Origin of the sequence: Cellulosilyticum sp. ST5, from assembly GCF_046529625.1 — a bacterium.
Taxonomy (GTDB): Bacteria; Bacillota; Clostridia; order Lachnospirales; family Cellulosilyticaceae; genus Cellulosilyticum; species Cellulosilyticum lentocellum.
The window spans coordinates 4,460,649-4,480,152 of record NZ_CP132338.1 but is presented as its reverse complement, the minus strand read 5'-3'; the positions used below and the strand labels follow the sequence as shown (position 1 = coordinate 4,480,152).

The 19,504-nt window shown below is 35.8% G+C and carries 13 protein-coding genes; all 13 read right to left on the bottom strand.

Annotated elements, in window-relative coordinates; translation table 11 throughout:
* Window positions 1–12: 12 nt before the first annotated feature.
* The 13 genes from QTL86_RS21425 to QTL86_RS21365 all read right to left on the bottom strand — a co-directional run bounded on the left by QTL86_RS21425 (window position 13) and on the right by QTL86_RS21365 (window position 19,478).
* The gene (locus QTL86_RS21425) at window positions 13–975 is read right to left on the bottom strand and encodes a 3-oxoacyl-[acyl-carrier-protein] synthase III C-terminal domain-containing protein (RefSeq protein ID WP_127064587.1); all 963 of its coding nucleotides are present in this window, start codon (window positions 973–975) and stop codon (window positions 13–15) included.
* A 296-nt stretch (window positions 976–1,271) separates the two neighbouring features.
* Window positions 1,272–2,579, bottom strand: a complete 1,308-nt coding sequence (gene hemL / locus QTL86_RS21420; RefSeq protein WP_127064588.1) for a glutamate-1-semialdehyde 2,1-aminomutase — start codon at window positions 2,577–2,579, stop codon at window positions 1,272–1,274.
* 17 nt (window positions 2,580–2,596) lie between these two features.
* Window positions 2,597–3,565 carry a porphobilinogen synthase gene (gene hemB, locus QTL86_RS21415; protein WP_127064589.1) on the bottom strand — a complete coding sequence of 323 codons (969 nt, stop codon included), beginning with the start codon at window positions 3,563–3,565 and terminating at the stop codon, window positions 2,597–2,599.
* Window positions 3,566–3,633: 68 nt separating this feature from the next.
* On the bottom strand, window positions 3,634–5,151 hold the full coding sequence (cobA, locus tag QTL86_RS21410) for a uroporphyrinogen-III C-methyltransferase (RefSeq protein WP_410495997.1): 1,518 nt from the start codon (window positions 5,149–5,151) through the stop codon (window positions 3,634–3,636).
* Entirely contained in the window at window positions 5,141–6,046 is a 906-nt protein-coding gene (gene hemC / locus QTL86_RS21405) for a hydroxymethylbilane synthase (protein ID WP_410495996.1), read from the bottom strand. Before hemC ends, cobA begins: the two co-directional genes overlap by 11 nt.
* Before the next feature lie 16 nt (window positions 6,047–6,062).
* Entirely contained in the window at window positions 6,063–7,304 is a 1,242-nt protein-coding gene (hemA, locus tag QTL86_RS21400) for a glutamyl-tRNA reductase (protein WP_410495995.1), read from the bottom strand.
* Window positions 7,305–7,324: 20 nt separating this feature from the next.
* Window positions 7,325–8,179, bottom strand: coding sequence for a sirohydrochlorin cobaltochelatase (locus QTL86_RS21395; RefSeq protein ID WP_410495994.1), 855 nt, complete (start codon window positions 8,177–8,179; stop codon window positions 7,325–7,327).
* Window positions 8,180–8,206: 27 nt separating this feature from the next.
* A complete protein-coding gene (locus QTL86_RS21390; RefSeq protein WP_150132750.1) occupies window positions 8,207–8,371 on the bottom strand; it encodes a precorrin-6A/cobalt-precorrin-6A reductase in 165 nt (54 codons plus the stop codon).
* A 187-nt stretch (window positions 8,372–8,558) separates the two neighbouring features.
* Window positions 8,559–12,575, bottom strand: a complete 4,017-nt coding sequence (locus QTL86_RS21385) for a X2-like carbohydrate binding domain-containing protein (RefSeq protein WP_190283428.1) — start codon at window positions 12,573–12,575, stop codon at window positions 8,559–8,561.
* 1,664 nt (window positions 12,576–14,239) lie between these two features.
* Window positions 14,240–15,175 carry a magnesium transporter CorA family protein gene (locus QTL86_RS21380; protein ID WP_013658620.1) on the bottom strand — a complete coding sequence of 312 codons (936 nt, stop codon included), beginning with the start codon at window positions 15,173–15,175 and terminating at the stop codon, window positions 14,240–14,242.
* Window positions 15,176–15,481: 306 nt separating this feature from the next.
* Complete coding sequence (locus QTL86_RS21375) at window positions 15,482–17,011, bottom strand: HlyD family efflux transporter periplasmic adaptor subunit (RefSeq protein WP_190283429.1); 1,530 nt, start codon at window positions 17,009–17,011, stop codon at window positions 15,482–15,484.
* On the bottom strand, window positions 17,011–19,188 hold the full coding sequence (locus tag QTL86_RS21370) for a peptidase domain-containing ABC transporter (RefSeq protein WP_410495993.1): 2,178 nt from the start codon (window positions 19,186–19,188) through the stop codon (window positions 17,011–17,013). The genes QTL86_RS21375 and QTL86_RS21370 overlap by 1 nt, the downstream gene beginning before the upstream one ends.
* A gap of 152 nt (window positions 19,189–19,340) precedes the next feature.
* Window positions 19,341–19,478, bottom strand: a complete 138-nt coding sequence (locus QTL86_RS21365; protein WP_190283430.1) for a hypothetical protein — start codon at window positions 19,476–19,478, stop codon at window positions 19,341–19,343.
* Window positions 19,479–19,504 lie beyond the last annotated feature (26 nt).

Here is a 19,504-nt window from a genome sequence, read left to right as displayed (position 1 = left end):
TTAGTTCATCACTTAATACTTCATTTCTAATACAACATGTTGGGTACCAGCTCCATAAGTCCATAAAAGAAAAGTATCTCCTCTATTAAGCTTTCCTTGCTCAATACCTGCTTTTAATGCAAGTATTGGACTACTTGCTCCTGTGTAACCATACTGATCCCCTATATAAGGTACCTTTTCAGCATCAATCTGACTCATCTCTATATATTTTTGGCAATTAACATATGCAAATTGAGACATGCAAATAAGCTTCATATGATCTATCTTTTCTTTATCATATTTCTCCGCAATTAAATTTGCACCCATATCAACTCTCGCATCCAAATTAGGATCTGTATACAAAACTGGATTTGGCTTTGAATATCCATCTTTTGGATAAACAATATTCATTCCCATGGTTTTATCCATGAGAAAATATCTTGATTGTATGCCACTTTCATCATCTCTTTCTAGAATAACCGCACAACCAATATCCCCTAGACACCCAAAGAATGGTGACCCCTTTTCTATATTAAAATTTGAATTGCTATCTCCCTGTACAACTAAAATCTTACTTAAATTTTCATCTGTTTTAAAATATCTATCTGCCATGTCAAGAGCTACTAACATTCCCGTACAATTCACATTCATATCTAAACAATTAACGGTATCCTTTCCGCCACCTAAAGCATCAAGAATCATTCTTGCCATCGTAGGAGATACATATTCTGGTGTATGAGATATACAAATAACCATATCAATCTCTTCAATATCTACCTTGTTTTCTTCTATAACTTTTTTAGATGCCTCAATAGCTAATGACAAACTTGTTTGTGTTTCATCAGCTATATATCTTATATCTCTCCCCATAATATCTCTTAAAAAATGTCTGCTTTGTTCTCTATTAGCCTCATCTAATTGATTAAGATAATAATCATTACCTAACTTTATATTTCCTAATGCAATTCCTATGTTCGATGCAATTCTATATCCCACAAATTTTCCTCCAATTTTCTCTTAATTACTTCTATAATAATACATTTATTTTTAAAAAAGTATAATAATTATCATTTTTGTTTATAATTATGCATTTAATTATTATTTTTTTATTTTAAATATTATGCAAAATAACTCAATTTAAAAGGGACTAGTGCTTCTCCACTAGTCCCTTTTAGATTAAGTTATTTTAATGTACTCTATAGTAATAGCATTAGCATTATTATAAAAAATCATTACTTTAATCAAAATGAAATTAACAGCTTAATCAACATTGCCGATTGATTAATAGCTTCTCATATTCTTTCCAAATAAATTTTAACCATTTCTAGAGCTTCGTAATTTGCTTTAATGGTTGCTTCTATATCTTCATCAGAATGAGCTGCGGATAAGAACATTCCTTCAAACTGTGCAGGAGGTAATAAAATACCTTTTTCCATCATTTCTTTATAATAAATAGTGAAAAGCTCCGTGTCACAGTGCTTGACATCATCATAATTTTCAATTGGCCCGTTTGCAAAAAATAAACAAACCAGTGAACCTACACAATTTACTGTGAATTCCAAACCTAACTTCTCAATATTCGCTTTAAATCCTTCAGTTAACTTTGTTGCTTTTGTAGCTAATACCTTATATACCTCTTGATTAGCTTTTAGAAGTTCAAGATTCTTTTTCCCCATATACATAGCAAGCGGATTACCTGATAAGGTTCCTGCTTGATAAACGGGCCCAATAGGTGAAACCATGTCCATAATCTCTGACTTACCACCATATGCCCCCACCGGCAAACCAGCTCCAATGATTTTACCAAAGCAAACCATATCTGGTGCAACGCCGAAGTATTCTGATGCTCCACCATAGGCGATTCTAAAGCCTGTGATCACTTCATCAAAGATTAGAACCGTTCCCTCCTTACTGCAAAGTTCTCTCAGTCCTTGGAGGAATGCTTTTTTCCCTTCGATTACGCCCATATTGCCTGCTATGGGTTCTACAATTACTGCAGCAATCTCACCCTTATTGGCCTCAAATAATGCATGTACACTTGCTAAATCGTTATAACGTGCAACTAACGTATGTTTTACAACATCCTCTGGTACCCCTGGACTTGTAGGTACGCCATAGGTTAATGTACCTGAGCCTGATTGAACTAAAAGTGCATCACTATGTCCATGATAACATCCTTCAAATTTAAGGATCTTGTTACGACCTGTATAACCTCTTGCTACTCTTAAGGCACTCATCGTTGCTTCTGTTCCAGAGTTAACCATACGCACCTTATCTATAGCTGGATAAGCTTCTACCAAAAGCTTTGCCATTTCTACCTCAATAGCTGTTGCCACCCCATAACTGGTTCCTTTAGCCACTACTTCTTCAATACCTTCAACAATTGCTTTAGGGCTATGCCCAAGTAATAATGGTCCCCATGAACAAATATAGTCAATATACGTATTCTCATCTACATCCGTTAGTCTGCTTCCCTCTGCATAATCTGCAAAAATAGGTTCAAGTCCTACTGCTTTAAATGCTCTAACAGGACTATTGACGCCTCCTGGAATATATTTGACCGCCTCTTCATAAAGGATACTGGATTTACTGTGATTCATGGTTTATTCCTCCTGTATTATTTAACTCTTAGTTGGCGCGCTATGTCTTTTGCAAAATAAGTAATAATGATATCAGCACCTGCACGCTTAATAGAAAGAACACTTTCATATATTGCTTCCTCACTAAGTAAGCCATTTTTAACAGCTAATTTAAGCATAGAATACTCCCCACTTACGTTATATGCCGCAATAGGTTTGTTAAGATTGGCTTTAAAGCGATAAATAATATCTAAATAAGAGAGTGCTGGCTTGACCATAATAATATCCGCTCCCTCTTGGCAATCTAGCTGACCTTCACGTAAGGCTTCATTAGTATTGGCAGGGTCCATCTGATAAGTTTTGCGGTTCCCAAAGCTAGGGGCTGAATGTGCTGCTTCTCTAAAAGGCCCATAAAAACTAGAAGCATACTTAGCACTATACGCCATAATACTTACATTTATATAGCCTGCTGCATCTAGTCCCTCTCTAATGGCTACAATACGTCCATCCATCATATCTGAGGGAGCTACCATATCTGCCCCTGCCTCTGCATGACTTATTGCAATCTTAGTTAAAAAATCTAATGTTTTGTCATTATCTACATAACCACTTTCTGTTAAAATGCCACAATGACCATGGCTTGTGTATTCGCACATACAAACATCTGTAATCACTATGATCTCTGGGGCTATAGACTTAATAAGGCGAACTGCTTTTTGTACAATACCATCTTTGGCAAAGGCTTCACTACCACATGTATCCTTTTCCTTTGGAATACCAAATAGTAATACAGCACAAATACCCAATGCTTTAATTTCCTCTATCTCGTCTTTAAGCTTATCTAAAGAAAAATGATAAACCTCTGGCATAGAGGCAATCTCACTTTTTATATTTTCACCTTCTACTATAAAAAGTGGATAAATGAGTTCTTCCACATGAAGCTTTGTTTCTCTTACTAAACTTCTTATTGAATCACTTACTCTTAATCTTCTTGGTCTTTCTAACATACTACCTTTCCCTTCTTTTCCTATTGTTCTCTTGTCTCAGCTGCATTTTTATATTTCAATTTTACGTTCTACTTTTCCTTCATACAATCTACTAAATCCGTCATGGTCGCTTTCTTAGCTTCTTTGTATACCTCTAGGCCATACGTCTTAAGTGTATGAGTGGTTATTTCCCCTATAGAAATAAGCTTTGCATGCGCTAAGGCTGCTATATGCTCTTGCCCTATACGTCCAATCAAATGATGTACTGTAGACGAACTAGTAAAAGTCATATAATCTATTTCATCTGCTATCAGCTTTTCTACTAGCTCCTTGCTACTCATTTCACCCTTTGCTACATTCCTTACTGGAACTGTGGTATAGAGTGGAATTTCATCTACCTTGCAGACTGCTTCCAAACTACTCACTAAACCTTCTCGTGCAATAGCTGAGTCAGGAAGCAGTATATAATCCTTATTTGTAAGTTCTTTTTTTAAACAATCTGCTAAACTTTCTGCAACTGCTTTAGTTGGCATCCTATCAGCAACTATTCCTTTTTGCTTTAAAGCTTTTTTCGTTGCTTCACCTATAACAGCTATTTTCAAATGAGCAAGTACCCTTGCATCTTTGCCACTTGCTTCTAATGCCTCGAAGAAAACCTCTACTGCATTAAGACTTGTAAATACCAAATATGTATACTGTTTAAGGTGCTCAATAGCTACTTTAAGCCTAGTATTCTCTTTAATAGGTGTAATCTCTATAGTAGGAAATTCTATAGCTCTTCCACCTAAATCATTAATCATCTCCATCAGCTGACTGCTTTGTTTTCTCGTTCTTGTAACTACAATTTGCTTTCCAAAGAGTGGTTTTTCTTCGAAAAAATTTAACTTTTCTCTTAGATTCACGACTTCACCAATAACAATCATCGTAGGAGGCTTTACACCTTTCTCCAGTGCCTTTTCATAAATATTTTCTAGAGTTCCTATTACAACGCTCTGATTATATCTCGTGGCCCAGCTCACTAGCCCTACTGGTGTCTCTTTTACCTTACCTGCTCCTAAAAGATTTTCAGTAATCTTCTTTAAATTACTAATACCCATTAAAAATACTAAAGTCCCCTTTAAACTTGCTAAAGCTTCCCAATTTATTTCATCCTTCGAACCATCTTTTAAATGACCTGTAATAACGTGAAAAGAAGATGCACATTCTCTGTGAGTAATAGGAATGCCCGCATAGCACAATCCACCTATAGCCGAAGTAACACCTGGTATGACTTCAAAAGGAATCCCTCTATCAAAGAGATATTCACCTTCCTCACCACCTCTTCCAAAAACATAAGGGTCTCCTCCCTTAAGTCTAACTACCACTTTGCCTTCTGTAGCTTTTGCTGCAAGAAGCTCATTAATTTTATCTTGAGGCATGGTGTGGTTACTAGAGGCTTTTCCAACATTAATACATTCACACGTAGAGCTGCTTATCCTCAAGTAATCTTCATTTGCTAAGCGGTCATAAATAATGACATCCGCTTCTTCTAAACATTCTTTTCCCTTTAGTGTTAGGAGTTTGTAATCACCTGGACCTGCACCTATTAAATATACTTTACCAGTCATTTTTCTCAAATTCCTTTCTTAATACACTCGCTAACTCTTCTCCCAACTGCTTTTCACTTCCTATTGGCGCACAGAGTTCCTTAATCACAAGTTTCTTACCCAACTCATCCCCTAACAAACCTCTCATTCGAAGTTTTGTACCTATAACTTCACAATACGCACCTATAGGCATATGACATCCTCCATTAATAGCATCCATAAAAGCCCGTTCTGCCTCAACCTGTATGCTACTAACAGGGTCTTCTAAAACCTTGACTAAGTCATACGCCTTTGTATCCTCTTGTCTTATTTCTATAGCCAATGCGCCTTGTGCAGGTGCAGGAAGCATGATTTCCATAGGCAAATAGCAGGTGATTTTATCGGCAAGACCTAATCGGTGAAGCCCAGCCGCTGCCAGAACAATACCGTCTAACTTCTCTTCCTCTAATTTACAAAGACGCGTATCTACATTTCCTCTAATTGGTACTATATTTAAATCTGATCTATAAGCAAGTAGTTGATACTTTCTCCTTTTGCTGCCTGTTGCAATGGTTGCACCTATAGGCAAATCTTCTATACTAGCGTATCCCTCTTTTAAGATGAGTACATCTCTTGCATCTTCTCTTTTTAGTGTTCTAGTGAATCTTAATCCTAAAGGTAGTTCCGATGGCATATCTTTCATACTATGCACAGCCATATCAATATTCCCTTTTAGTAGCTCAGCTTCGATTTCCTTAGTAAAAATACCTTTATCTCCTATTTTGTCTAGTGGTTTATCTTGAATAAGGTCACCCTTTGTTTTAATAATCTTCATTTCACAAGCAAGCTCTGGGTAATGCTTTTCTAATTCATCAATGACCCACTTTGTTTGAGTAAGTGCTAGTCTACTTCCCCTTGTTCCTATAACTACTTTCATCTTGTCTCTCACCTTCTTAGTTTAGTTCAAATAACTCTGATAGCGTCTTTGCATACTGTGCTCTTAGCTCTAGGTTTTCAGTAGTCATCAACTTCGCAATTGGCGTACGTATGCATCTTTTTAAGACCTCTTCCATAATCATATGCATAGCTTCTTCATCTATTTCCTCGCTTATTATTTTCTTACCAAGAAGCCTTGTTGTATGCGCTTTAATGTCTTCACAATAAGCATCTAGTCCATGAATCACCTCTTCTATACTGAGTGCTTCTAACCATCTCATGAGCTTTTGAATTGCTTTTTCTATTTCCTTCTGGGCTGCTATAACAAGTTCCAAGCGACGTTCATTGTTAGCCTCAGCAATCATTTTTAGTGCATCAATGTCATAGACATTTACAAGTTCCATTTCATTAATAGCCGGGTCAATATCTCTCGGCATGGCTATATCCATAATATCCAGCTTTTTTGTTAAACTTGGCATTTGCTTTGCTTGTAAAATAATATGAGGTGATGCCGTAGCAGAAATCACCATATCCACTTGAGGTAGCACTTCATAACGCTCCTCATAAGCTACCGGAATCAGTCCCTCATATACTTCTGTTAATTCTACTGCCTTAGTATGTGTACGATTAGTCACATAAATTTCTCCTATATTCTCCTCTAATAAATATTTAATGGTCAGTTCATTCATTTCGCCCGTCCCAATAACGAGTACTTTTTTTCCTCTAAGCGTTTCTTGTTTTTCTTTTAAAAACTTGACGGCAATATGACTAATAGATAAGGAATGCTCAGATATCTTGACTTCACTTTTAATGAGCTTAGCTGTAGAAATTGCTTCACGGAAAATTTTATTAAGCACCTTTCCACTAGTATGCTCACTCATGGCTTCCTCATGTGCTTTTTTTACTTGCCCTAATATCTGGTCTTCACCAACAACAATAGAATCCAGTCCCGCTGCCACTTCAAATAAATGTCTAACAGCCTCTTCACCTTGCCTTATGTATAAATAAGGAGTGATGTCTCCCTTTACAAAATAGCTTTGATAAAACGCTATGCCCTTTAAAATAGCACTTTCTATGTTCTCCTCATAGATATAAATCTCACTTCTATTACAAGTCGAGAGAATGACTACTTCTTGTAAGTTCTTTTCTACCCTAAGCTCATGTAGGCAATCTACTAGCTTAGCACGGGTAAAGCTTACCTTCTCTCGTATTTCTATGGGACAATTTCTATGGTTGACCCCAACAACTGCAAAACACATAGTGTGCCCCCTTCCTTCTATCATTTCGTATTTTTATCTTTATTAATAAGTATGGTGGAGAAATATGAATTTTTTTCTTCGTCTCCTGTATATATCGTTATAGCCTTCTCTGCTTCTTGCGCATGGGCTAAAAAGCATTTTCTAATATTAGGATTTTCTCCTAAACCTCTAAGAATACATTCTACCTCAAATCCCTCTGCTTCTAAAATTGATTTCCACGAATCCTCTTCATCTCCTGCCATATCATTAATTGCATGACCGCCTGCTACTAACATAAACGGAATGAGATAAGCTTTTCTTACTCCTGCTTTTCTAAGACGATTAATAATCTCTCTAATTTCTGGATATCCTTCTACTGTTCCCATATAAACTGGTAATTCTTCCTGGTCAAACATGTAATCCAGTGCACAATAAGCTGAATGTGCTTCATATTCCGTCCCATGCCCCATTAAAACTACTCCTTCTCCCTCTTTCAATGTTGGAAGCTCTGTTTTCACAGCTTCAACTGTTGCTTTATAATCCTCAATTTGTGTAAGTAAGGGGCTACCTAATACAATCTTCTTAAACTGATTTTTATAGCACTCTACTTGCCCTTTAAGCTTGCAATATTCCTCACCGCAAATCACAAGAAGCGTTTGTACAACAACTTCCTCATAGCCTGCTGCAACTAACTCATCTAGTACTTCTATAGGATTATTAATTTTTATATTTTCTACCCTAGCAATTTTTCTAATAATTATGTTAGACGTGAAAGCTCTATAGAAGTCATATCCTTCAAAGGCTGAAGCAATAAGCTCCTCACATGGTTTAATCGTCTTTTCTCTCGTCTCTTTATAACTTGATCCAAAACTCACTACTAGTACCGCTCTTTTCATCCCTTATCCCTCTTTTTTTACTATCTGCTAGCTTTGGTTTTGCCTACCTATTACGCTTAATGGATTTACCTTTTTAGTCGCTAGTGCTTTACCATGGTTTGTCGCTACAGAAAGCAAGTAATCATATCCTGCTGTTTCTGGAACTGTAGCTATATGCAGACTATATGAAGTTTCACCTAAAATTAGAATCATAACACATATCCTCTAGGTGTAATCATATATTCTTTATTCATAAAAGTAAACTTCTTTCCAGTAACCTCTATATTACTCCCACCTTTTCTTCCTACTGAAAGAATACAAAAACTTTCTTTCCCCAAAAAAATAGAAAAAGGAATCACTAAGCCTAAACCTAGTGATTCCTTCTAAAAATCATTATTACTTACTGAGGCGTTACTCCACTTACTAATACGCCATCATAGAAAACAGCTACATGATTTGCATCATTATAAGAAAAGTCGTTACTTTGGTTAAAGTTTGACCAATTAGTATTGGCTAATCTTGTAGCTACTTCCACTTTAGCTGTTGTATCTAAAGAATAATCTCCACTAAAGCTTAACTCTAAGTAGTGTGATGCCGTAGATGTCGTTTCACTCATCTTAACAATCTTCCAAGCACTGTTACTATTGATATTAACATACCATGGTGATTTACTATATTGAATAGCTGCATTGTCTATCCATGTGCTTTGACCTACACTACTATCTTCTGCTGTAAAGTAGTAACGGATTGTCACTTTAGATAAATCATATGTATTTCCATCTGTTACTTGAACTTTAAATGTGCTGCCAATCGTGTTAGTTGTTGTTCCTCCTGTTGAAGTTAAAGCAAGGCTAAGCCCTCCTGTAGGTACAACAACCTCTGTTGTATCCACTACCTTCAATTTCACTTTTTGTACTGCTCCTGCACTAAAGTTAAAAATTAAATTACTCTCTCCTAAAGGACAAGTTGCTAAATAACTAGATAAAATAGTTATTTGATCTCCATCTACTATATAGTCTTTACCTTCTACTAAAGCAACCTCACCATTTTTAATGGTTACTAAACTATTTCCATTAAAGGCTACCTCTAAGTTAATATCTGCCCTAGCTTCTACCTTTTTATCAAAACTTACTTCTGTTGGTGTAACAACAGCATCTTTTTCTGCAGTATTAACTACTTTTACTACAAAATCAGCTGAAGAACCCTCATTAAATACAAAACTCAAGGTATGTTCACCTTTTTCAAGTGTGGTTAAAAATACTTTATTTAAAGTAACAGTTTCACCTTCCACTACATAATCTGTACCTTTAGCTAAGACTTTACCATCTACATTAATGTTTTCTAGTGCGTTACCCTTTAGATTCATAACAACTTGAACATCCTTTGGAACTGCTTTGTCAAACTCAGCTCTTGTTGTCTCTAAGCTGGCATTATTTACTGTTTTTGATATTGTAACATTTAGTACTGGATCATTTCCTTTATTGAAGTCAAAGGTCAACATAGCTACTCCTTCAGCTAATGTTGATAAGTATGCTTTTGAAATAATTACTTTATTTCCTTCTACTACATAATCACTACCTAAAGCTAATGTCTTTTCACCATTTTTAATAGCAACTAATGTATTACCATTTGCTTCAAAGTCAACAGTAATATCAGCTTGTAATCCTTCTTTTTTATCAAAAACTGCTTCATTAGTACTTAAACTTGCACTATTAACTGTTTCCTTAACGGTAATAGTTAATGCTGGGTCTATACCATTATCAAAATCAAAGCTTAGTTGAGCTGTGCCATTAACTAATGTAGCTAGATAACTTTTTAGAACGGTAACCTTGTTACCCTCTACTACATAATCTGTTCCAGCTGTTAAAACTGTGGTTCCATTTTTAATAGCCACTAGTTTATTGCCATTATCTACAACCTCTACACTGACATCAGCTTGTAATTCCTCTTTTTTATCAAAGGTGGCTGATTTAGGGGTAATGCTACTACTTACTATAGGCGTGTCATTACCAGTATCAGCATAAACAATACCACGTCCATTAGTTCCTATATAGACTCTACCATATACATCAGGATCTCCAGTCACATCACAGCCTGGGTCAACTAAACCATATTGGTGATTATCATCATTAACTCTTACCCAACTTTGTCCTTTATCATCAGACCTAAAGAAACCATGTTGACCTTCTACTTTTCCAACAATATAAATGGCTTCATAATTAGCGCCTTCTTTGCCTTTACCAAATCCAAAAGAAGTTACTGCATCAACATCTGGAATCTTGGTATAAGTTGTACCATAATCTTCTGAGAACCAAAAGCCATTTTCATTTTCATCTGAAGCTTTACTTGTTCCCATCCATACATTACCTTCATGACCTCTAACTGCTTTAATATTCATATCTTTTAAACTAGGTAAACCATTAACTGTCACAGCTGTAAAAGTCTTCGCACCATCTGTACTCACATAAGCACTACCATCTTTATAACCATAAAATACTTTTGGATTCACACGGTCAGAAGCAATTCTAGCTCCTGTAGGAATACCCTTAGAAGCAGTCCAGTTATAGCCTCCATTAGACCAGCTTACAGGCTCATCCGGAGTAGCCCAAACAACTGTATTGCCATCAGCTGAAAGTGCAACTTTTCCTCCCCCTGCACTACTACCTATTCTACTACTAATAGGAGAAAATGTTTTTCCTCCATCTTTTGACCACATCATACCATTTAAATAATTGCCATAGCCATCTACTTCTTTTCTTTCTCCTACACGTACAACCATATTAGGATTTAGCTCTGCATAATCCATATCTACTGAACTATTTAAACTAGAATATTTATCTCCAGCCTTCACATTGGCCAAAATACTAGGTACTTTTGTAATATCACTATGATAGAAGCCATTAACATCATATAAGCTACTAATAAGTCCATCATCTTCACCTGGTACTACTACTAAAGCATTAGATACAACTTCTTCTATACCATCTGCCATAACGGTAATATCCATCTGTCCACCTTGATCCCAGTTGGTTAAGTTATTGGTACCATATAAAGTAGCACCTGTACCGTACATTAAACGATCTGAGTTAAATGGATCAATATCTATAGCCCCTACACACCAACCCAACTTAGGGAAAATTTCAGCACTTCCACCTGCTTGACTTTTATTCCCCCAATCTAACCATGGTGCATCTGAAATATCCATCTTATAGTAGAGCTTACGATCTGGATAACTTGTCCATTCCCAAACATTCTTCCAAGTTTCTCCACCATCTGTACTTCTATACATGAAGATATCTGGCCACCAGGATTGGCAAATAACCACAATATTATCTTCATTTTGTGGGTCTACAGCAATACCATTATAAGGATAGTAAGGATCATCAGGTGCTGTTTTACTTGATTTAGGACTAATAAGTGTCCACGTATCTGTATTCGTATCAAATTTCCATACATCACCATAACCTGTTTCATAAGGTCCTGCCGTAGTTGAGTAAGTTACATAAAGAATGCCATCTTTAGTAAGATAAGATTGATAAGGTAAGTAAGTTACCCCCTCCTCTATTTTCCATTCACCTGTTGTTTCATTGGTTACTTTTCCTCTAGGTTCATTAGGGAGTGCTTCCCATGTCTTCCCGCCATCTTTGCTTCTATAAATAGAATGTGCCTGATCTCCTACACCTACATAAATAGTTTGAGAACCTGAGCCTACTTTATTTGAATTCTCATCACAAATTACCCAGGTTAAACCTAGATTACCTTCATACTGCGTTCCTTTGTCGTACTTAAAAGTTCCCTTGGTGGGAAATGAAGTCACTTCTTTCCAAGTGTGCCCATAATCTTCGCTCTTCCATAAACCATTATTACGTGATGCAAGATACAAGTTGGAATTTTTATTAGGATCAACTATCAACCTATCTCCCATTAGTCTTCCTTGCATATTACTACCACAGAAAAATGGTAATTCTACTACGTCCCAAGTCTCTCCTTTATCATTAGAACAAAATACTGCTCCGGGTACATCTGTCCAACCATTATCATATTCTCCCATCAGTGCATAAACACGGTTAGGGTCTGTTGGATCTGTAGCAATACCATCACAACCTAGATTACTCCATGTTTCTGGTCCTACCCAGTCAGTGAGAGGTTTCCAGCTCCCGGTATCTTCTTGCCAGCGGTAAATACCACCCATATCCGTTCTGGCATAGATAAGATTTTCTTCTGCTTCACTAAAAGTAATACCTGTAATCATTCCCCCACCATAAATTTGTACATTCTTCCACTCATTGGTTTCAGTACTATAGGCATATACACAATTAGGCGCAATACACATCATTGCAAGTCCAATAGGTAAAACAAATTTTCTTGCATAACAGCTAATAGCTTGTCTTAACTTACTCAATATTCTCTTACTCATCATACCCCTCCTCGATTAATAAAACACTTTTATAAAGCCTCTTTATTAATTTCATTTATGCCTCTATTATATTACGCTCGTTATGTAGTCCAATATGGTTATCCCAAGATGCATTATTTTTATACATAATATGCCTTTTATAAAAAAGTTGTAACTATTCAGCTATACAAACAGAAATTTGTCGGGGGCGTTTATGAGAATCACGTCTGGAGGAAAATGAGGGGGAGGGCTATCTTCCAGAGTTCCGGTTCAAATTTTTTGATGCACTAGGCTCGCTTATTTGGATGAACGCACGAAAACTCCCGTTGGTCAAACACTCGTGCTAAAACCCATCCAAAACTTTCGCCAAGTGCCTCTAAAAAATTTTCCCAAGTCACTCTTCCAGATAGCCCTCCCCCTCATTTTCACAAACGTTATTGACATCATAAACGTTCAAGCCCCTAAACGAGAAGTGCAAAAAAGACATAATAGCAATTATTCTTTTTATTTTTTCTTGAAAATACTTCAGGAGAGTGAATTTACGCGTTATTGTTGGTAAAACTGAGAGAGGGAGGCTGTCCTAGTGGGGTGACTTCGGAGTATTTTCAGTAGGCACTTAGCGAACGTTTTGGATGGCACTTAGCCCACGTGTTTGAGGGAACCGAGTTTGTAGGCGTTCATCAAAAAAAGTGAGCTTAGTGCCTACTGAAAATGCGGAGCGGAACCACGTAGGATAGTCACCCTCTCTCAGTTCCGCCCAAATAGCCTAATTTATATTTCCAATTTCTATTGATTGTAAAAGTATTTTTCACTTTTTATTAGGGATTCGGCTACTTGACTACATATACATAAGTGTAAAAACAAAACAAATAACTTCCCACGGCATAATTACCACAGCTTCAACCTGAGGAACTGACCGGGTCAGCCAAGTCTCAATCTATTGTTATAGGTACCTCTGGACTTAAGGAAAATGTTCACTGGTGCGCTGCAAGGAAGGCGCCACTTATAAGTTGTTTTAAAGGTTTTTATACTTAGCATTACCAAATAAAGTTTTAAACCAGAGTCTTAAGGTCTTAGCTTCCTAGCATAGGGTGCACCGGCCAAGACTTTTAGGAGCTCCTCACTCATTGGTTTGGCTTTCATAACTAGCCTTAGTAGGCACTACGCTATAACGCATACGTGCTGAGGAGCCATCTTGCGCCCTGATTAAGGTCTACTTAGTTAGCCGTGAAAGTTCATTTCAAGAGTCCGGAACAAAAATAGCTCTTCAAGTTATAATACTTGGGGAGCTATTTTTGCTGTCTCTAGCTGCTATAAATAAAATTAATTAGCTTTTCTTTCTTTTTAAAAATACTTCATAAAGGAGGCTTTACGCTTTATTGTTGGTAGAACTGAGAGAGGGTGGCTGTCCTAGCGGGGTGACTTCGGAGTATTTTCAGTAGGCACTTAGCGAACGTTTTGGATGGCACTTAGCCCACGTGTTTGAGGGAACCGAGTTTGTGGGCGTTCATCCAAAAAAGTGAGCTTAGTGCCTACTGAAAATGCGGAGCGGAACCACGCAGGACAGCCACCCTCTCTCAGTTCCGTCCAAATAGCCTAGTAAAGTCATAAATCTTTATGAACACGCAAAAATAGCTATACTTCTAATAATCTAAACTTATTAGGCGTATAGCTATTTTATCTATTTAAAATAATTTTTTTCTAATCATAAATAATGCTAGTAATACTGTCAAAGCAATTGAGAAAGCTACTATTCCCACAAAAGCATATGGGCTGCCATCTTGGAATGGTACTATAACGTTCATTCCCCAGAAACTAGCAATCATTGTTGGCACAGACATAACAATAGTAATCGAAGTAAGAGTCTTCATCACAATATTTAAGTTGTTAGAAATAACAGATGCAAATGCATCCATGGTTCCACTTAAAATGTTACTGTAAATGTTGGCCATCTCAATAGCCTGTTTATTTTCAATAATAACATCTTCTAGCAAATCTTCATCCTCTGGATATTGCTTTACATTTTCCATTCTCATCATCTTCTCAAGTACAATTTCATTAGAACGAAGTGATGTTGTAAAGTATACTAAACTCTTTTCCAAATCAAGAAGCTGAATAAGCTCTTTATTCTTCATAGATTTATGAAGCTCTTGTTCAATCTTATGACTCATACGATCGATGTGTCTTAAGTATTGTAAGTAGTAAGACGCATTTTTATAAAGAAGCTGTAATATAAATCTTGTTTTCTTATAGGTAAAGAAACCTCTAATTTTACCAGAACTAAAATCCTCTAGTAACTGAATATTTTTTAAGCAAGTTGTAATAATGAACTTATCGCCTAAAATAATAGTCATTGGAATGGTAGCATAATCACCCATACCTTCTTCTGTTTCTTTAATAGGTACGTCTACGATAATAACTGTACAGTTATCATCTACTTCAATACGAGCTCTTTCCTCTTCATCCAGTGCGGATAAAATATGATTAACTTCAATATTGAAAGCCTCAGAAATTTCGTTAATCTCTTGTGGTGTAGGATTAATTAAATTAATCCATGCGCCTTCTTCGAAGGATTCAATAGCTTTTAGCCCTGCATCAAATGTTTTATAAATTTGTTTCATCTTTTCACATCCTCCACCCCTCACCTTTTTAGTGCAAGTGGTGATTTTGTGACAGCACAAAAAGCTACCTTTGCATTAAAACAAGGTGAGTATTCTCATTATTTAATTGATTTTTTAAACGCCTATAACTCGGTCCGACGTCCACGGATACTCACACTCCCTTTAGTATTTATCATTTTTTATTTTTCATACAAAGACTTTCTTAATTTAAGCCTCTTCTATACTATTTTATTATAAATCACCTGTCAAGCAAATTTACTTGTAGGAAGCAAAAAAATCTTCGTTCCTACAAGTAAACCTGAATCATTATTCTTTTAAATTGATTTTTTCTAAAACATAGTACAATATTTTCTTTTGTTCTGTGATAATGTATGCATTACAGCTCATACCAATTTTTAAATCAGCGGGCTCATTTTTGTAACTGTAAAGATTTACATCTTCTAGACTACCAGTTATCCAATAACCACTCATTCCTCCTAATTCTGTTTGACTAGCATCTGTAGAAATATTAGTAATATGACCCTTGATCTTGCCATACTCGCGGTAGGAAAGTGCATCAAATTGATATTCGATTTCCTGTCCAACCTTAAGACCTGCTATATCATTATTGGGAACAAAGATCTCAACCTTATAAATACTATCACTAACGGGAATTATTTTCCCAAGCTCTGTTCCCTCCGTTAATAAATCACCTTTATTAATTTCTTGTACTACATTTAAGGTTCCATCTATGGAAGCACGTATAGTACAATCATCTATAGCTATCTGTATACCTTCTAGATTCCTCTTATCCGATTGATATTGAACTTCTAGTTCTTGGATTTGATTATCTAACTTGACTAGTTCACCTGTCTTAAACTGCTCAAGTGCTAATTTTCTTTTGGCTACTTTATTTTTCAGGAGTTCCTCACTAATAATTAGTTTATTATTCTCTATAGTAGATGTGTCTATTATAGTTTGATTGGCTTCAATTTTTTCTTCCACTTCTTTAAGTAGTGTTAGCTTTTGTGTATCTAATTGATTTTTGAGTTCCCCTACTTTTTGTTTAGAAGCTTTTAATTCTTCTTTGGCTACCAAATTCTGTTCATCTAACTCTACATTTAGGTTATAAAGTGTTTTTGCCTCTTCTAATTTACTCTTTAAAGCATCCCTATCATACAGATATGTCTCAAACTCTATTGCATAGATACTATCTATATCTTTAAAAATAGACTTTTCCTCATTAACAGATTGTTTAAGCGTTTCTAAGCCTGCTATATCTTTCTCTGCTTTTTTTATTTTTTCTGTATAGCTTGCCTTATTCAAATTCACCTGTTTTAGGTCTATCTCCTCGTTTTGACTATCGATTATCTGGCTCCTTTTTAGAGTCTCAAAATCTTGTTCATACTGGATGTACTTTTGTACATAAGCTTCATCATGCTCACTATTAAAGCTATTTACGCTACTTTCAATACTTTTCTTCAAGGTTCTTAGATTGTCTAATATCTTCTCTTGTTCGCTTATCACTTCTTGTAACTGTAATTTCTTTACTTCCTGCTCTGCACAGTCAATTGTTACTAAGACATCTCCAGCCTTTACTCGTTTTCCCTCTTGCAAATTGCTACTATTAACAACTCCACCTGATTTATTTCTTATAATACTTAATTGTTCATTGGGTCTAATCATGCCCCTACCCTTAGATACAATATCAATCTCCCCATAGTACATCCATATAATAGCTGCCACAACTATTCCTATCAATAGTCCTATAAAAATGGCAAAGAAGGGATTAGGTTTGGTCTCATAGAGTTCTTTACTATCTGATAACTCATTTATATTTTTAATAATGGCTTTCATTAGTTTACCTCCCCTACTTCTAATCCTGATATTTGTTCTCTCCATAAGGATGCATATCTACCACCTATACTTACTAGTTCCTTATGTGCCCCTGTTTCTACGATTCTTCCTTTATCTAATACGTAGATGCGATCACATAATTTAATAGTACTTAATCGATGTGCAATAATAATAGTACTCATAGACCGGCTTAACTGCCTTATAGTAGACTCTATAGCTGCTTCAGTAATTGAGTCTAAATTACTAGTAGCTTCATCTAAAATTAAAATATTAGGCTTCTTTAATATAGCCCTTGCTATAGCTAGCCTCTGCCTCTGACCACCTGATAAGTTGGCACCATTCTCATCTAGAAGTGTTTCATATCTTAGTGGAAGTTCATTGATAAAATCATGTGCTTTGGCCATCTTGGATGCTTCTACTATCTCTTTCATACTGATCCGTTCTATGCCTAGGGCTAGATTTTCCATAATAGTCCCACTGAATAAAAAGGTTTCTTGTGGTACATAAGCAATCTTGGTTCTAAGAACCTCTTTTTTAATATCTAGGATATTATTGTTGTCTATTAATATTTCGCCTTCTTCTAACGGGTACAAATTAAGTAATAGTTTGGCTAAAGTCGTTTTTCCTGAACCACTTTCCCCTACTAATGCAATTCTTTCTCCTGGCTTAATCTCTAAATTAATCTCTTCTAACACATTTTGCCTTTGGCCATATTTAAAAGTGACATTCTTATAAGAAATTCCCCCCTCTAAATGCTTTGGCTCCATCTTTCTAGATTCTTCTTCTCCATTTTCTATCTCTAAATCTAAGATCTCACCTAATCGCTCTGCTGCAACCATAGCTGTTTGAAGCTGAGGTTGTAAATTGATTAAATTTTTAATAGGATTTAAAAAATAAATAAGTAATGAATTATATGTAATTAAATTACCTACGGACATATCTCCTTGAAGGACTTGATTGGCACCAATCCATAATATGACAACGCCTCCAAGTAATTCTATTAAGCCTTTAAAAAAGCCTTGCAAGTTCGTCGTAAAACTTAGTTTGAAGATACTTCTTAGTAGCTTAATGAATTTTGTCTCTGTTTCTATCCCTACTTTTTTCTCTGCATTAAAGACCTTAACGGTTTGAATACCATTTAGTGACTCCACCATGTACGAAGTAAGTTGTGCGTTATTTTCCATGGTAGCTTTATTGCCCTTCTTCAAGGTTTTATTAAAACTCACTACTACCACGCCATAGAGCAGAGCGACCACTAAGGTGATTCCAAACAGCAGCGCATTTTGCATATATAAAATAATGCCTCCTACTATTACCATAATCGTGTCGATCATTATGGTTAGCGTTGCTCCTGATATAGCATCTCTTACATGGCCTGCATCTTGAAACCTAGAAATAATCTCACCTACTCTTCTTGTCCCAAAAAAGTTCATAGGTAATTTTAGAATATGCTCATAATAACCTAATAATAGAGCTATATCTAATTTCTGGCTCAAAAAAAGTAATAAGTGGGACCTGAATAAACTAAGTAGCATCTGAAAAGTATAAAGTACTAGTACCCCAATGGATAGGATATTTAAAGTTTTGGACATATTATAGGGCAAAATATCATCTAGTAGAAATTGCATATAAAATGCTCCTAATAATCCTAATGCTGTATAAAGAAGTGATGCCGCAAATACTTGTAGCACAATACCTTTTTGTGGCTTAAGTAAATGAAGAAAACGTTCAAATAAGCCCTTTGTTTCCTTTCCTTTCTTAAATTCACTGGTTGGCACTAATAAAATAAGCACCCCAGACCATATACGGGTAAAATCCTCGAATTTGTAAGTCACTAAACCATCTGCTGGATCTGCTATGATGACCTGCTCCTTAGTGATTTTATGTATAACAACATAATGCATTAAACCTCCTTCCTTAATCACATGAGCTATTGCTGGCAAAGGAAACTCGCTTAATAATGCTTCTGCTTCACCCTTAACCCCCTTAGCACTAAAGCCTAACTTCTCAGCTGCTTCTAACATACCTGCTACATTGGTTCCTTCTGTGTCTGTCCCTGCTGCTTCTCTAATTTTAGTAATAGGTGTACTAAGTCCATATTGCTTACAAACTGTTGCTAAGCATGCTGCTCCACAGTCTGTCATATCGTATTGCATAATACAATAATACTTTGCCATACCGCCCCTCTTTTCTACCCCCGGCTATATTTGTGTACAAAAAAAAGAAATACTAATAAAATATTATAATATTTTAATCAGTATTTCTATTATTTAACTAAATATTTTTTTAATTCATTAGTATTATACCATTATATTCTGTAATATCTTAGTTATGGCATGATATAAGGTACTAATTGTTTCAATAAAGTAGCAGCAAACCCCATTGCACCACCTGTAACTTTTTGCTTTTCTTTCGTTGATAGCTCTTGAAAACATCCATTCTTTTTTACCTGATGATTCTTTTTCATATACTTACCTCCTCATAGATTATTAA

What these genes read in the sequence shown, in the direction of transcription:
- hemL (WP_127064588.1), bottom strand. Translation starts at nt 2,579, where the DNA reads ATGAATCACAGTAAATCCAGTATCCTTTATGAAGAGGCGGTCAAATAT.
- hemB (WP_127064589.1), bottom strand. Translation starts at nt 3,565, where the DNA reads ATGTTAGAAAGACCAAGAAGATTAAGAGTAAGTGATTCAATAAGAAGT.
- cobA (WP_410495997.1), bottom strand. Translation starts at nt 5,151, where the DNA reads ATGACTGGTAAAGTATATTTAATAGGTGCAGGTCCAGGTGATTACAAA.
- hemC (WP_410495996.1), bottom strand. Translation starts at nt 6,046, where the DNA reads ATGAAAGTAGTTATAGGAACAAGGGGAAGTAGACTAGCACTTACTCAA.
- hemA (WP_410495995.1), bottom strand. Translation starts at nt 7,304, where the DNA reads ATGTGTTTTGCAGTTGTTGGGGTCAACCATAGAAATTGTCCCATAGAA.
- QTL86_RS21395 (WP_410495994.1), bottom strand. Translation starts at nt 8,179, where the DNA reads ATGAAAAGAGCGGTACTAGTAGTGAGTTTTGGATCAAGTTATAAAGAG.
- QTL86_RS21390 (WP_150132750.1), bottom strand. Translation starts at nt 8,371, where the DNA reads ATGATTCTAATTTTAGGTGAAACTTCATATAGTCTGCATATAGCTACA.
- QTL86_RS21385 (WP_190283428.1), bottom strand. Translation starts at nt 12,575, where the DNA reads ATGAGTAAGAGAATATTGAGTAAGTTAAGACAAGCTATTAGCTGTTAT.
- QTL86_RS21380 (WP_013658620.1), bottom strand. Translation starts at nt 15,175, where the DNA reads ATGAAACAAATTTATAAAACATTTGATGCAGGGCTAAAAGCTATTGAA.
- QTL86_RS21375 (WP_190283429.1), bottom strand. Translation starts at nt 17,011, where the DNA reads ATGAAAGCCATTATTAAAAATATAAATGAGTTATCAGATAGTAAAGAA.
- QTL86_RS21370 (WP_410495993.1), bottom strand. Translation starts at nt 19,188, where the DNA reads ATGGCAAAGTATTATTGTATTATGCAATACGATATGACAGACTGTGGA.
- QTL86_RS21365 (WP_190283430.1), bottom strand. Translation starts at nt 19,478, where the DNA reads ATGAAAAAGAATCATCAGGTAAAAAAGAATGGATGTTTTCAAGAGCTA.